Annotated in this window: 12 protein-coding genes; 6 read left to right on the forward strand and 6 right to left on the reverse strand. The window is 71.5% G+C overall.

Going from position 1 to position 13,660, the window contains the following annotated elements; all coding sequences use genetic code 11:
• Positions 1-478 precede the first annotated feature (478 nt).
• Complete coding sequence (locus AC1DDU_RS12350) at positions 479-1,063, reverse strand: GNAT family N-acetyltransferase (RefSeq protein ID WP_477434505.1); 585 nt, start codon at positions 1,061-1,063, stop codon at positions 479-481.
• Positions 1,064-1,211: 148 nt separating this feature from the next.
• On the opposite strand from AC1DDU_RS12350, the gene AC1DDU_RS12355 reads away from it, so the two are divergent.
• The 5 genes from AC1DDU_RS12355 (at position 1,212) to AC1DDU_RS12375 (ending at position 6,460) form a co-directional block, all read left to right on the forward strand.
• Positions 1,212-2,777: an ABC transporter substrate-binding protein gene (locus AC1DDU_RS12355; protein WP_477434507.1), complete on the forward strand. Its 1,566-nt coding sequence runs from the start codon at positions 1,212-1,214 to the stop codon at positions 2,775-2,777.
• A 104-nt stretch (positions 2,778-2,881) separates the two neighbouring features.
• Entirely contained in the window at positions 2,882-3,841 is a 960-nt protein-coding gene (locus AC1DDU_RS12360; protein WP_477434509.1) for an ABC transporter permease, read from the forward strand.
• Complete coding sequence (locus tag AC1DDU_RS12365; protein ID WP_477434511.1) at positions 3,838-4,707, forward strand: ABC transporter permease; 870 nt, start codon at positions 3,838-3,840, stop codon at positions 4,705-4,707. The genes AC1DDU_RS12360 and AC1DDU_RS12365 overlap by 4 nt, the downstream gene beginning before the upstream one ends.
• Complete coding sequence (locus AC1DDU_RS12370; RefSeq protein WP_477434513.1) at positions 4,704-5,546, forward strand: ABC transporter ATP-binding protein; 843 nt, start codon at positions 4,704-4,706, stop codon at positions 5,544-5,546. Before AC1DDU_RS12365 ends, AC1DDU_RS12370 begins: the two co-directional genes overlap by 4 nt.
• The gene (locus AC1DDU_RS12375) at positions 5,543-6,460 is read left to right on the forward strand and encodes an ATP-binding cassette domain-containing protein (protein ID WP_477434515.1); all 918 of its coding nucleotides are present in this window, start codon (positions 5,543-5,545) and stop codon (positions 6,458-6,460) included. The genes AC1DDU_RS12370 and AC1DDU_RS12375 overlap by 4 nt, the downstream gene beginning before the upstream one ends.
• Before the next feature lie 51 nt (positions 6,461-6,511).
• Here AC1DDU_RS12375 and AC1DDU_RS12380 read toward each other — a convergent pair whose 3' ends face one another.
• Both AC1DDU_RS12380 and AC1DDU_RS12385 read right to left on the reverse strand, forming a co-directional pair.
• On the reverse strand, positions 6,512-8,443 hold the full coding sequence (locus AC1DDU_RS12380) for a phospho-sugar mutase (RefSeq protein ID WP_477434517.1): 1,932 nt from the start codon (positions 8,441-8,443) through the stop codon (positions 6,512-6,514).
• Positions 8,440-9,273, reverse strand: coding sequence for a purine-nucleoside phosphorylase (locus AC1DDU_RS12385; RefSeq protein ID WP_477434519.1), 834 nt, complete (start codon positions 9,271-9,273; stop codon positions 8,440-8,442). The genes AC1DDU_RS12380 and AC1DDU_RS12385 overlap by 4 nt, the downstream gene beginning before the upstream one ends.
• A gap of 114 nt (positions 9,274-9,387) precedes the next feature.
• Between AC1DDU_RS12385 and AC1DDU_RS12390 the strand changes: the two genes are divergently transcribed.
• The gene (locus AC1DDU_RS12390; RefSeq protein ID WP_477434521.1) at positions 9,388-10,836 is read left to right on the forward strand and encodes an NAD(P)H-quinone dehydrogenase; all 1,449 of its coding nucleotides are present in this window, start codon (positions 9,388-9,390) and stop codon (positions 10,834-10,836) included.
• A 123-nt stretch (positions 10,837-10,959) separates the two neighbouring features.
• On the opposite strand, the gene AC1DDU_RS12395 is transcribed toward AC1DDU_RS12390, so the two are convergent.
• The 3 genes from AC1DDU_RS12395 to AC1DDU_RS12405 form a co-directional block, all read right to left on the reverse strand.
• The gene (locus AC1DDU_RS12395; RefSeq protein WP_477434523.1) at positions 10,960-11,259 is read right to left on the reverse strand and encodes a hypothetical protein; all 300 of its coding nucleotides are present in this window, start codon (positions 11,257-11,259) and stop codon (positions 10,960-10,962) included.
• A 41-nt stretch (positions 11,260-11,300) separates the two neighbouring features.
• Entirely contained in the window at positions 11,301-11,804 is a 504-nt protein-coding gene (locus AC1DDU_RS12400; protein WP_477434525.1) for a hypothetical protein, read from the reverse strand.
• Between the two features lie 78 nt (positions 11,805-11,882).
• Positions 11,883-13,649, reverse strand: coding sequence for an acetyl/propionyl/methylcrotonyl-CoA carboxylase subunit alpha (locus tag AC1DDU_RS12405; RefSeq protein ID WP_477434527.1), 1,767 nt, complete (start codon positions 13,647-13,649; stop codon positions 11,883-11,885).
• Positions 13,650-13,660 lie beyond the last annotated feature (11 nt).

The raw sequence follows: 13,660 nt of genomic DNA on the forward strand, positions 1-13,660 counted from the left end.
TCGTGCGTCGTTCGGGCACCGCGGCGCGCCACATCTCACCGTCGGCGAACACGCCGGGACGAACCCGCTTCAGTGATCCGTCGCGTTCGGCAGCCGCGATCCGACTCGGCGTGTAGTCCCGCTCCAGCAGATCAATTCGTCGGAAGATCTGGATCGCCGCGACCATCTGTCGAGTCTGACCTCTCGGTGGTCACGCCTGAGACGAGGCGGTCGCGCCTGGGGATTGCGGGCATCTCCCCGGCAGATCGCAAACATGTGGAGGAGTCACCGCGCCCACACTGCGTCCCGACCTCGGCATCTCCTGCCTCACCCACCGACGCCCAGCGTCCACCGGGTTTGGGGCGCGATTCGTCATCCGGGGCGCGTCGGATGCGCCCCACATGACGAATCGCGCCCCAAACCCCGATGGGACCGGGTGAGAGCGGACGGGCGCGACGGCCGAGACGCCGCGGACGAAGGGGGATGCCGCAGGGCGCGGTCAGCCGCGGGCCAGGCGCTCGGTCAGGTCGAGGCGGACGGCAGGCCACTCGGCCGGGAGGATCGAGAACACCACGGTGTCGCGGAGCGTGCCGTCGGGGCCGAGGCGGTGGTTGCGCAGCACGCCGTCCTGTTTCGCGCCGAGCCGGGCGATCGCGGCGCGGGACTGCCGGTTGTGCCAGTGCGTGCGGAACTCCACCGCGATCGCGTCGCAGGCCTCGAACGCGTGACCGAGCAGGAGCAGCTTCGACGCCGTGTTGACGGCGGTGCGCTGCGCCTCCAGGCCGATCCAGGTGTGGCCGATCTCGACGTGCCGGTTCGGCTGGTCGATGTTGCAGAAGGTGGTCGTGCCCACGACGCGGCCGGTGTCGAGCCGGCGCACCGCCCACGGGTTCATGGTTCCGGCATCCCGCCACGCGAGGCGCTGCGCGATGTCGGCCGCCACGCCCCCGGGACGCGGCACCGACGTGTACCAGGTGTGCTCCAGGCCCACCGCGGCGGCCGCGAGATCGGCTTCGTGGTCGAGCGAGAGGGGCTCCAGGCGCACGTACGCGTTCTCGAGCGTGATGGGCAGGGTGAGCAGCATCCTCCGAGCCTACGACCCGATCTGCGCGGCCCCGCGCCGACATACTTCGCAATTCTTCTGCCGTTTCGAGCCCGACCGGACAGGGCCCGCCTAGGCTCGTTCAGGCGTCCATCCGGGCGCATGCACAGCGAAGAGGATCCGAAACACGATGAAGACGAAGAGGCGAGTGATCGCGCCGATCGCCCTGGCGCTTGCGGCGACCATCGGACTGGCCGCCTGCGCGCAGGGCGGGGCGGAGCCGGAGGCATCCGGTGGCGAAGCGACCGGACAGCTCACGTACGTGATCGCGAGCGACCCGTCGTCGCTCAACCCGATCAACGTCAGCGACCGCTGGGGTCTGACCGTCACCAACATCGTCTACTCGCCGCTGGCGCGCGTGGAGGGCGACGGCACCGTCGTCAACGAGCTGGCCGAGTCGATCGAGCCGGCCGAGGACGGTCTCTCGGTCACCGTGACCCTCAAGGACGGCCTGAAGTGGTCCGACGGCGAGCCGCTCACGGCCGACGACGTCGTCTTCACCTACACGAACAAGGCGGTGCGCGAGAACGGCAACGCCGACCTGCTCTACGTCGGCGACCAGCCGATCACGGCGGAGGCCACCGACGCGCGCACCGTGGTGTTCCACCTGCCGAGCGTCAGCGCGGCGGCCCTCAGCAACATCGCGACCGAGACGTACATCATCCCGAAGCACGTCTACGGCGACGTCACCGACTTCTCGGTGACCGAGCTCGACCCGCTCGCGGTGGGCTCGGGCCCGTACAAGCTCAAGGAGTACGAGCGCGGCCAGTACCTCACGTTCGAGGCGAACGAGAACTACTACGGCGAGGCTCCGAAGATCCCCGAGCTGACGCTGCGCATCGTGTCGAACGCCGACACGGTGAAGACCGCGCTGCAGACCGGTGAGGCGGATGCCTCGTTCGCGACGCCCGACCAGATCTCCGAGCTCGAGGGCGCCGGCCTGAACGTCCACCCCTACGCGGAGGGCCGCGTCGCCTACCTGGGCCTGAACGCCGCGAAGATCACCGACCCCAAGGTGCGCCAGGCGATCTTCTTCGCCCTGGACCGCGACGAGATCAACACCGCCGCCTTCCTCAGCGACGAGTACTACAAGAACGCCTACACGATCCTCCCGCCCGGAAACGCCTTCGCGACCGAGGACGTCGAGAAGTACGAGCAGGACGCGGATGCCTCGGCAGCGCTCCTGAAGGAGGCCGGCGTGTCCGACCTCACGTTCACCCTCGCGTACGCCGGGGCCGACCCCGCGCAGACCACCGAGGCGACGCTGATCCAGCAGCAGCTGAAGGATGCCGGCATCACGGTGGAGCTCGCAGGCGTCGAGCCGGCCGCTGTGTTCGACGAGATCCAGAAGGGCGCGGACTCGCAGTACGACGCGTTCCTCGGCGGCTACATCATGGGCCAGGACCCCGACGCGTACAGCCTGCTGTACCGCACCGGCGCCTCGGCCAACTACTTCTCGTACTCGAACCCGGCCACGGACGCACTGTTCGACAAGGGTGCGGTCGAGCTCGACCCCGACGCCCGCAAGGCCGTCTACGCCGACCTGCAGGCGCAGATCGCCGAGGATGCGGTGGTCTTCCCGCTCGCCGACAACCTCAAGATCCTCGCCGTGAACCCGCGGATCGGCGGCGTCGACGACGCCAAGCTGGTCCCGATCTACACGTTCGAGAACTTCGGGCTCCTCACCGAGCAGTAAGTCGCCGACGCGTCACGGGCACCCGCACGGGTGCCCGTGACGCCGTCGTGTGTCGGGCGGACGTCGCGTGAGCGGCATCCGCCCTCCGCCGCGAAAGGAGAACGATGGCGGTCTACATCCTCCGCCGCCTGCTGCAGGTCGTGCCGATGCTGCTGGTCGTGACCTTCGTCGTCTTCGCGCTGCTGCATGCGGCGCCGTACGACGTCGTCGACACGATCACGACGCCGCAGATGTCCGAGGAGACCAAGGCCGCCATGCGCGAGCGGTACGGTCTCGACCAGCCCATCGTCGTGCAGTACGGGCTGTGGCTCGGCCGGGTGCTGCAGGGCGACCTGGGCTACTCCCTCGCGAGCCGCCACTCCATCGCGGAGGAGCTCGCGGTGCGGATCCCGAACACGATCATGCTCGTGGCTCCCGCGTACCTCGCCGCGCTCGTGCTGGCCGTCGTGCTCGGCCTCATCGCGGGATCGCGCCGCGGCACCCTCGTCGACAAGGGCATCGACGGACTGGCCGGCATCGGGATCGCGACGCCGTCGTTCTGGTTCGCGCTGCTGGTGATCTACCTCTTCGGGTACCAGCTGCGGTGGTTCCCGATCATCGGCATGCATTCGGTGGGCAAGCAGGGCGACCCCGTCGACTTCCTGATGCACTTCGTGATGCCGTTCCTGGTGCTCGTGGTCGCCTTCTTCCCCGAGCTCGCCCGGTACGTGCGCTCGGCGACGATCAGTCAGCTGTCGCAGGACTACGTGCTCGTCCAGCGTGGGTTCGGCGCCTCCAGCCGGCAGGTGCTGACCCGTCACGTGAGCCGCAACGTGATGCTCCCGATCATCACGCAGCTGGGACTGGCGCTGCCGATCCTCGTCACCGGCGCGATCGTGACGGAATCGATCTTCGGCTGGCCGGGCATCGGACCGTACTTCCTCACCGCCACGCGCAGCCTCGACTACCCGGTGGTGCTCGCGGTGCTGCTGCTGTCGGCGGTGCTCGTGATCGTGGGCAACCTCATCGCCGATGTGCTCTACGTGCTCGTCGATCCCCGGATCCGGATCGGAGCGGGCTCATGACCACCACCCCCAACGTGGCCGCCGCCATCGACGCCACGACGCTCGTGCACCGCACGCGGTCGTTCCGCTCGGTCTCGGCCGTCCTCGCGATCGCCTTCCTCGTCATCGTCGGCGCCGTGTCGCTGCTCGCGCCCCTGCTCCCGCTGGATCCGACCACCACCGATCTCGCGATCCGCTGGCAGCCGCCCAGCGCCGAGCACTGGTTCGGCACCGACGAGCTCGGCCGCGACTACTTCTCCCGCGTCGTGTACGGCGGGCGCATCTCGCTGACCGTCGGCATCCTCGCGATGGCCGCCGCGACGGCCATCGGCGTCGTGGTGGGCCTCGTGGCCGGGTACGCGGGCGGTCGCGTCGACGACGTGCTCATGCGGTTCGTCGACTTCCTGTCGTCGATCCCGTGGATGGTGCTCGTCATCGTCGCGAGCGTGTTCCTCAAGCCCGGGCTGTGGACGATCATCTTCGTCATCGGCGTGTTCTCGTGGATGGCGACCGCGCGCCTGGTGCGCGCCGAGACGCTCAGCCTCCGTGAGCGCGCCTACGTCGGGTACGCCCGCTACATCGGCGTGCAGCGGGCGCTGGTGGTGTGGCGGCACGTCGTGCCCGATGCGGCGCCGACCATCATCGTCGCGGCGACGGCGAGCATCTCGACCGCGATCCTCACCGAGTCGGCACTGAGCTTCCTCGGCCTCGGCATCCAGCCGCCGATGGCGTCGTGGGGGAGCCTGCTCGAGACGGCGCAGGGCAGCCTGCAGACGGCGCCGTACCTGGCGCTGATCCCCGGCATCCTGATCCTGCTCACGGTGCTGTCGTTCAACGTGCTCGGCGACGCGCTGCGTCAGTCGGTGAGCGAAGGAGGAGCGTCATGACGGTCGCCACGACGGACGTCCTGCTGGGCGTCGACGGTCTCGTCGTCGACCTGCCCGGCCGCACCGGCGGGCAGGTGCGCGTGCTCGACGACGTGTCGTTCGACGTGCCGCGAGGGCGTGTGGTCGGCATCGTCGGCGAGTCCGGATCAGGCAAGACCATGCTGCTGCGCGCGCTCATGGGCATCCTCCCCGCAGGGGCGGACCGGCGGTGGCGCAGCGTGCTGCTGGACGGCGAGGACGTCACCGCCACGCTGGGACGCCGGCGGCTGCCGGCGGCGATGGTGTTCCAGGACCCGATGACCTCGTTCAACCCGCTGGTGCGGATCGGCGCCCACCTCACCGAGGTGGCGCAGCGCTTCCAGCGGGTGGGGCGCCGCGAAGCGACCGCGCTCGCGCGCGAGGCGCTCGTCGCGGTGCGCATCCCGGATCCTGATCGGGTGCTGGCGCAGTATCCGCACGAGCTGTCCGGCGGCATGCGCCAGCGTGCAATGATCGCGATGGCCCTCCTCGCCCGTCCCGAGCTGCTGCTGGCCGACGAGCCGACCACGGCGCTGGATGCCACCATCCAGGCGCAGATCCTGGCGCTGCTGCGCACGCTCCAGGCCGAGCGGGCGCTCACCGTGCTGATCGTGACGCACGACCTCGGCGTGGTCGCGGCCGTGTGCGACGACGTGCTGGTGATGAAGGACGGCCGGATCGTGGAATCCGGGGACGTCGACAGCGTGTTCCGCGAGCCGCAGCATCCGTACACGCGGGAGCTGCTGGATGCCGCACCCGACGCACCCGCCGAGCTCGCGCCGCCGGCGGAGCCAGGCGACGAGAAGGGGGCCGACGCATGAGCGACCAGGCACCGACCCGGACCGCCGACCTCGTCGAGGTCCGCGGTCTGGTCAAGACCTTCCGGCAGCGCAACGCGTGGGGCCGCACCACCGGCACGACCCGCGCCGTCGACGGCATCGATCTGACGATCCGGCGCGGTGAGACGCTGGCCCTGGTGGGGGAGTCCGGCAGCGGAAAGTCCACGCTGGGGCGCTGCATCCTGCAGATGGAGGAGCCCACCAGCGGCACCGTCGCCTACGAGGGCGTCGACCTCACGGCCCTGCCGCGCGCGCGCCGCGCGCCGTACCACCGCTCGATGCAGGTGATCTTCCAGGATCCGTTCTCATCGCTGAACCCGCATCGCACGGCGCTGCAGAACGTGATGGAGCCGCTCACCGTGCTCGCCCCCGACGCCGATCCGCGCGCGCGGGCGATCGAGGCGCTCGCCGCGGTCGGGATCGAGGGAGATGCCGTCCACCGCCGGCCGCGGGCGTTCTCGGGCGGTCAGCGCCAGCGCATCGTGATCGCACGCGCGATCGCCGTCCGGCCCGGTTTCGTCGTCTGCGACGAGCCGCTGTCGGCGCTGGACATGTCGATCCAGGCGCAGGTGACCGACCTTCTGCTCCGGCTGCAGCGCGAGCTCGAGCTCACCTACCTGTTCATCTCGCACGACCTGTCGGTGGTGCGGGAGATCGCCACGCGCACCGCGGTCATGAACCGCGGCCGCATCGTCGAGCTCGGCCCGACGGCCGAGGTTTTCGCCTCGCCGCAGCACCCGTACACCCGGCATCTGCTCGATGCCGCGCTGTCGACCGATCCGGCGCAGGCGCGCCGACGGCTCGAGCGGATCTCGACCCGCCCGGAGCCGGTCGGGCTCGAGCCCGACGGCACCGCGCTGGTCGAGGTCTCGCCCGGCCACCTCGTGCTGCGCTGACGCGAGGAAGGGGATGCCGCGGGTCGCGGCATCCCCCCTTCCCGGTGCGGATCAGCCTCCGTATTCGGCGAGCAGCGCGCTGGCGCCATCCGCCAGCGCCGCGATGCGCGCCGTGGCGTCGTCGCGAGACTCGCCGCGCACGTCGAGGTAGAGCTTGAGCTTCGGCTCGGTGCCGCTGGGGCGCACGATGACGCGCGACCCGTCGGCGAGCCACAGCCGCAGCACGTCGCCGGGAGGCAGGTCGTCGGCGCCTTCGAGCAGGTCGTCGATGCGGTCGACCGCGACGTCGCCCACAGACTCGGGATGCCGTTCCCGCAGCGCCGCCATGATCGCGCCGATCTGCGACACGTCGTCGACGCGGATCGACACCTGGTCGCTGGCGAACGCGCCGAACGTCTCGTCGAACTCGACGAGGAGGTCGGCGAGGCTCGCGCCGCGGCCTCGGGCCTCTGCCACCATCCCGAGCATCGCGACCGCGGCCGAGATGCCGTCCTTGTCGCGCACGGTCCCGGGGTTCACGAGGTAGCCGAGCGCCTCCTCGAAGCCGAAGACGATGCCCGGCGCGCGCGAGATCCACTTGAAGCCGGTGAGGGTCGCGTGGAAGTCGAGCCCGAAGTGCTCGGCGACGGCCTGCAGCCCCGGCGACGACACCAGCGAGCATGCCAGGGACGCACCCTCGGCCGGGCCGTCGGCGGTCGCGAGGCGCGCGGCCCGCCAGCCCAGCAGGAGCCCGATCTCGTTGCCGGTGAGCCGGCGCCAGCCGCCGTCGGCGGACTCGTCGGGGAGGGCGACCGCGAGGCGGTCGGCATCCGGGTCGTTCGCGATGACGAGTTCCGCGCCCGCGTCGCGCGCGGCCTCGAAGGCGAGGTCCATCGCGCCCGGTTCCTCGGGGTTCGGGAAGGCGACGGTCGGGAACGCCCCGTCCGGCTCGAGCTGCGCCGTGACCGGCACCGGGGCCGGATAGCCCGCTCGCTCGAGGATCCGCGAGAGGGTCTCCCAGCCGACGCCGTGCATCGCGGTGTACACCCACCGCAGGCCCTCGGCCCCTGCCGGGGCGGGGGAGACGGCGGCTGTCGCGGCGATGTAGTCGTCGACGACGCTCTCGGTGGCCAGCTCGAAGCCGAGCGAGCGGGGGAGCGTGCTGATGTCGCCGGCCTCGGCGACGCCCTCGATGTGCGCCGCGATCTCGGCGTCGGCGGGCGAGACGATCTGCGAGCCGTCGTCCCCGCCGCCGAGGTAGACCTTGTACCCGTTGTCGTCGGGCGGGTTGTGGCTGGCGGTGACCATGACGCCGGCTGCGGCCCCGAGGTGCCGCACCGCGAACGCGAGCACCGGTGTCGGCAGCAGGCGGGGCATGAGGATGGCGCGCAGCCCCGCGCCGGCGAAGATCTCGGCCGAGTCGCGGGCGAACACATCGGAGTTGCGGCGCCCGTCGTACCCGATCACCACGATCGGCGCGTCGTCGAGGATGCCGGGCACCTCGGGCCCTTCCGCCTCCAGCGCGTCGGCCGACGGGGCCTCGGTGAGTTCGGGTGCCGAGGGCTGCGCCTCGGCGTCGTGCCCGTCATCCGAGGTCTCCTGCGCGGCCTCCGGCTCGGAGGAGTCCGGCGTCTCGTCCTCCGTCTCGGCGGGGGGAGCGGATGCCTCCGCCCCGGCGTCCGCAGACGCACCCTCGCCGGCGGCCACCGGCGGCAGACCCGCCTTCTCGCGGACGTACGCCGCGAGCCCAGCGGCGGCCTGGGCGACCAGGACGCGGTTCATTCGGTTGCTGCCGGCGCCCAGCGCGCCCCGCAGCCCCGCGGTGCCGAACGCCAGGCGTCCGGAGAAGCGGTCCTCGAGCTCCGCCGTGGCGGCAGGGTTGCCCGACTCGGCAGCCTCGATCAGCGCCCGCAGCTCCGTGCGGGTCTCGCCGTCGGGGTCCTGCGACAGCCACGCCTGCGCTCGCGCGAGGACGTCGGCCGCGGCATCCCGCGCGGCGTTCACAGCGCCCCGATCACGCGGGCCAGCAGCGACGAGATGACCGGCTCGGCCTCGCGGCCGGCATCGAGCACCTCCTGGTGGCTGAGCGGGGTCTTCTGGATGCCGGCAGCCATGTTGGTGATGAGCGAGAAGCCGAGGATCTCCATGCCGGCCTGCCGCGCGGCGATCGCCTCCAGCGCGGTCGACATGCCCACGATGTGGCCGCCGAACGACTTCGCCATCTGCACCTCGGCGGGGGTCTCGTACTGCGGCCCGCGGAACTGGCAGTACACGCCCTCGTCGAGGCTCGGGTCGATGGACCGCGCGAGGTCGCGCAGACGCAGCGAGTACAGGTCGGTGAGATCGATGAAGGTCGCACCCTCGAGCGGCGTGTCGCCGGTGAGGTTGATGTGGTCGCTGATGAGCACGGGGCGCCCGGGGGTCCAGGTGTGCTTGATGCCGCCGGCGCCGTTGGTGAGCACCATGGTGCGCGCGCCCGCCGCGGCGGCGGTGCGCACGCTGTGCACAACGCGGCGCGCGCCGTATCCCTCGTAGTAGTGGGTGCGCGCGCCGATGACGAGCACGCGGCGGCCCTTCGGCGTGACGATGCTGCGCAGCGTCCCGACATGACCGGTCAGCGCGGGTGCGCTGAAGCCCGTCACCTGGGTGGCGGGGAACGTCGCGGTCGTCTCGCCGAGGAGCTCCGCGGCCTTGCCCCAGCCGCTGCCGAGGGTCAGCGCGATGTCGTGGCGCTCGACGCCGGTGATGCGGGCGATGTCCTCCGCGGCGGCGCGGGCGACCTCGAAGGGGTCGGCCGTGGGGTCGTCGAGAGGATTGCCGGTGGTGTCTGACATGCCACCACTTTAGGAAGCGGCGAGCACGAGGGCCAGCGGACGCCGTTCGTCGCGCGCCCGGGTGTGTCGCCGGGGTGTCGTGTCCGGGGTCCTCGGCAGGGGAGAATGGAACCCATGTCGACCAGCTTCGAGACCACCCAGAGCGTCGCCGTCCTCGGCGGTGGACCCGGAGGCTACGAGGCGGCGCTCGCCGCCGCCCAGCTGGGAGCCGAGGTGACCGTCGTCGAACGGGCCGGCATCGGCGGCTCGGCGGTCATCACCGACGTCGTCCCCTCGAAGTCGCTCATCGCGACCGCCGACGCGGCCGTCGCGATCGCCGGCGCCGGCGACCTCGGTGTGCAGCTGTTCGCGAAGGGCAAGGACGGCAAGCCGCTCAAGCCCGAGATCGCCATCAACCTCACCGCCGTCAACAAGCGCCTGCTGACGCTCGCCCGGCAGCAGTCCGACGACATGCGGGCCACCCTCGCCGAAGCCGGCGTGCGCATCATCTCGGGCCACGGGCGTCTCGAGGGCGGCAATGCCGTGGTCGTCTCGACGGGCCCCGGCGGCACCGACTTCGACCGCATCGAGGCCGACACGCTCGTGGTCTCGGTCGGCGCGTCGCCGCGGGAGCTGCCCACCGCCAAGCCCGACGGGCAGCGGATCCTGACGTGGACGCAGCTGTACAACATGACCGAGCTGCCCGAGCACCTCATCGTGGTCGGCTCGGGCGTCACCGGCGCCGAGTTCGCCGGCGCCTACATGAACCTCGGCGCCAAGGTCTCGCTCGTGTCCAGCCGCGAGCAGGTGCTGCCGGGGGAGGACAAGGATGCCGCCGCCGTCCTGGAGCGCGTCTTCAAGCGCGGCGGGATGAAGCTGCTGTCGAAGTCGCGCGCCGACAGGGTCGAGAACACCGGCGACGGCGTCGTGGTCACGCTCTCGGACGGCCGCACCGTCGAGGGCAGCCACTGCCTCATGGCGGTCGGCTCGATCCCCAACACCAAGGGCATCGGCCTCGAGGAGGCCGGCGTGCAGATGACCGAGTCGGGTCACATCCAGGTCAACCGCGTCGCGCGCACCTCGGTCCCGAACATCTACGCCGCCGGCGACTGCACCACGTTCGTGCCGCTCGCCTCGGTCGCCTCGATGCAGGGCCGCACCGCCGTCTTCCACGCGCTCGGCGATGTCGTGATCCCGCTCGAGCGCCGCCGGATCACGTCCAACATCTTCACCGCTCCCGAGATCGCGACCGTCGGCTGGCAGGAGAAGGACATCGAGGACGGTCACATCAACGGCGTCGTCCACAAGCTGCCGCTGGCCGCCAACGCGCGCGCGAAGATGATGGGCGTCAAGGACGGCTTCGTCAAGATCATCGCGCGCGAGGGCAGCGGCACCGTCATCGGCGGCGTCATCGTGGCCCCGCGCGCCTCGGAGCTGATCTACCCGATCGCGATCGCCGTCGAACGCCGTCTCACCGTCGACCAGGTCTCGCGGGTGTTCGCGGTCTACCCGTCGCTGTCGGGCAGCATCACGGATGCGGCACGCGCGATGCACGTCGTCGACCACAACGTCTACGGCGGCTGACGCGGGGTCCGCACCGTACGTTCTCGCCGAGTGCGCCCGTCGTTCGCGCGCCTGGCCGGCGTCGTCGGCGAGGACGTATGAAGGGGACGGATGCCGCGGCGCACGGCGCGACCGCGCTCCGGCTCAGTCGAGGCCGGTGTTGCCGCGCCAGAGCTCGGCGGCACGATTCGCCGCGGCGTCGACCAGCGCGCGCAGTTCGGGGCGATCGGGCATCGCGAACGACACATAGGCGCCGCGCCCGCCGGCAACCGGTCGCCCGTACGCCTTCACCGCGAGCGAACGGTCGGGCAGCAGGCGCACGGTGAGCGTCTGCAGCTCGAACTCCTCGCCGCGTCGGATATCGGTCCAGCGCAGGGCCGGGGGGATCACGACGTTGATGGCCAGCGCCGACACCTCGGGCGCGCGCTCGGGGGAGGCATCCATTCCGCCATCCTGCACTGCCGGCGGGGGAGCGTCGAGCGGTGTCAGCCGGACGCGGAGCCGGTGTCGGTCGCGATGAGGTAGGCGCCGGGTTCGCCGTGGCTGTCGACGCTGACGGTGAGCCCCTCCACGTCCGTCGTGATCGCGAGGCTGGCGCTGCCCGGGCAGCTCACGTCCCCGGTGACCGCGGTCCGGGCTCCGCCTTCCGTCGTGCCCGGCGTCAGCTGGACCGAGACGGCCGCAGGCCCCGCGCACTCGACGGCGACGATGTGGTCGCCGGCGATGAGCGTGGCATCCGTCCAGCCGACGGGCGACACCGCGTCGGGGGTCCCGAACTCGCCCCACGACACGCTTCCGCCCGCGCCGCCGAGCTCGGCCGCGCGGGCATCGAAGTGCCCTGCCCAGGAATCGGGCGACGGGGAGGCCGGCCCCTCGGCGACGGAACGCGAAGGGCGCGGCGCGTCGGCAGCGGGCGGAGCGGCCGTGCAGGCGGACAGCGCGACGACGGCGAAGAGCAGTGTGGCGGTCGCCGAGACGCGAGCAAGCATGGGATCAACCTAGCGACGAGGAAGCGGCATCCGATCGGCGGCTGTGGACAACCCGCGCGACCGCAGACCGCGACCGCGTCAGGAGATCGTGAGGAGCTGGTGACCCGCGGCCACCGTCGTGCCGGGGTCGGCGTTGATCGCGCCGATGACGCCGTCCTTGTGGGCCTGGATGGGCTGCTCCATCTTCATCGCCTCGAGCACGACCACGAGGTCGCCCTTGACGACCTGCTGGCCCTCCTCGACGGCGACCTTGACGACGGTCGCCTGCATCGGCGACTTCACGGCGTCGCCCGAGGCGCCTGCGACCACCGTGGGCGCGTGCGAGCGGCGCGACGGCGGCACGGCGGCCGGGCGGCCGGCCACGCCGGGCGCGGTCACGACGCGGTCGGGAAGGCTCACCTCGAGGCGCTTGCCGGCGACCTCGACGACCACGGTGTGGCGTGCGGCCGCGGATGCCGGTGCCTCGAGCTCTCCGTCCCACGGCGCGATGTCGTTGACGAACTCGGTCTCGATCCACCGCGTGAAGACGCCGAAGCGGCCGTCCTCGGCGGTGAACGCGGGGTCACGCACGACGGCGCGGTGGAAGGGCAGCACGGTCGGCAGGCCGGACACCTCGAACTCGTCCAGCGCGCGACGCGAGCGCTCGAGCGCCTCGGCGCGGTCGCGGCCGGTGACGATGATCTTGGCGAGCAGCGAGTCGAACGCGCCCGAGACGCTGTCGCCTGCGGTGACGCCGGAGTCCAGCCGGATGCCGGGGCCGCCGAACGTCTTGAAGACGTGGATCGGTCCGGGCTGGGGGAGGAACCCGCGGCCCGGGTCCTCGCCGTTGATGCGGAACTCGATCGAGTGGCCGTCGGCGACCGGGTCGTCGTAGCCGAGCTCCTCGCCCTCGGCGAGACGGAACTGCTCGCGCACGAGGTCGATGCCGGTGACCTCCTCCGACACCGGGTGCTCGACCTGGAGGCGCGTGTTGACCTCGAGGAATGAGATCGTGCCGTCGGCGCCGATGAGGAACTCGCACGTGCCTGCGCCGACGTAGCCGACCTCCTTGAGGATGGCCTTCGACGAGTCGTACAGGGTCTTGTTCTGCTCGTCCGAGAGGAACGGCGCGGGGGCCTCCTCGACGAGCTTCTGGTGGCGGCGCTGCAGCGAGCAGTCGCGCGTGGAGATGACGACGACGTTGCCCGCGGCATCCGCGAGGCACTGGGTCTCGACGTGACGCGGCTTGTCGAGGTACTTCTCCACGAAGCACTCGCCGCGGCCGAACGCGGTGATCGCCTCGCGCGTGGCCGACTCGAACAGCTCGGGCACCTCTTCGAGGGTGCGGGCGACCTTGAGGCCGCGGCCGCCGCCACCGTAGGCGGCCTTGATCGCGATCGGCAGGCCGACCTCTTCGGCGAACGCGACGACCTCGTCGGCGCCGGCCACCGGGCCGGGGGTGCCGGGGGCGAGCGGCGCGCCCACCTTCTCGGCGACCGCGCGCGCGGTCACCTTGTCGCCGAGCGCCTCGATGGCCTCAGGCGATGGGCCGATCCACACCATGCCCGCCGCGATCACGGCGCGGGCGAAGTCGGCGTTCTCGGCGAGGAAGCCGTAGCCGGGGTGCACCGCGTCGGCGCCCGAACGGCGCGCGACGGAGAGGATCTTGTCGATCGACAGGTACGTCTCGGCGCTCGTCGCGCCATCGAGGGCGTACGCCTCGTCGGCGAGCCGCGCGTGCATGGCGTCGCGGTCCTGGTCGGCGTAGACGGCGACGGAGGACTTCCCGGCGTCGCGGGCGGCGCGGATGACGCGGACGGCGATCTCGCCGCGGTTGGCAACGAGAACCTTGGCGATCTGAGGCATGGATGCCAGCC

It is taken from the genome of Microbacterium sp. 05T445, from assembly GCF_056395865.1.

Bases quoted from the DNA above. Each gene is read 5' to 3' on its own strand.
- AC1DDU_RS12350 (WP_477434505.1), bottom strand. From the start codon at position 1,063: ATGCTGCTCACCCTGCCCATCACGCTCGAGAACGCGTACGTGCGCCTG.
- AC1DDU_RS12355 (WP_477434507.1), top strand. From the start codon at position 1,212: ATGAAGACGAAGAGGCGAGTGATCGCGCCGATCGCCCTGGCGCTTGCG.
- AC1DDU_RS12360 (WP_477434509.1), top strand. From the start codon at position 2,882: ATGGCGGTCTACATCCTCCGCCGCCTGCTGCAGGTCGTGCCGATGCTG.
- AC1DDU_RS12365 (WP_477434511.1), top strand. From the start codon at position 3,838: ATGACCACCACCCCCAACGTGGCCGCCGCCATCGACGCCACGACGCTC.
- AC1DDU_RS12370 (WP_477434513.1), top strand. From the start codon at position 4,704: ATGACGGTCGCCACGACGGACGTCCTGCTGGGCGTCGACGGTCTCGTC.
- AC1DDU_RS12375 (WP_477434515.1), top strand. From the start codon at position 5,543: ATGAGCGACCAGGCACCGACCCGGACCGCCGACCTCGTCGAGGTCCGC.
- AC1DDU_RS12385 (WP_477434519.1), bottom strand. From the start codon at position 9,273: ATGTCAGACACCACCGGCAATCCTCTCGACGACCCCACGGCCGACCCC.
- AC1DDU_RS12390 (WP_477434521.1), top strand. From the start codon at position 9,388: ATGTCGACCAGCTTCGAGACCACCCAGAGCGTCGCCGTCCTCGGCGGT.
- AC1DDU_RS12395 (WP_477434523.1), bottom strand. From the start codon at position 11,259: ATGGATGCCTCCCCCGAGCGCGCGCCCGAGGTGTCGGCGCTGGCCATC.
- AC1DDU_RS12400 (WP_477434525.1), bottom strand. From the start codon at position 11,804: ATGCTTGCTCGCGTCTCGGCGACCGCCACACTGCTCTTCGCCGTCGTC.
- AC1DDU_RS12405 (WP_477434527.1), bottom strand. From the start codon at position 13,649: ATGCCTCAGATCGCCAAGGTTCTCGTTGCCAACCGCGGCGAGATCGCC.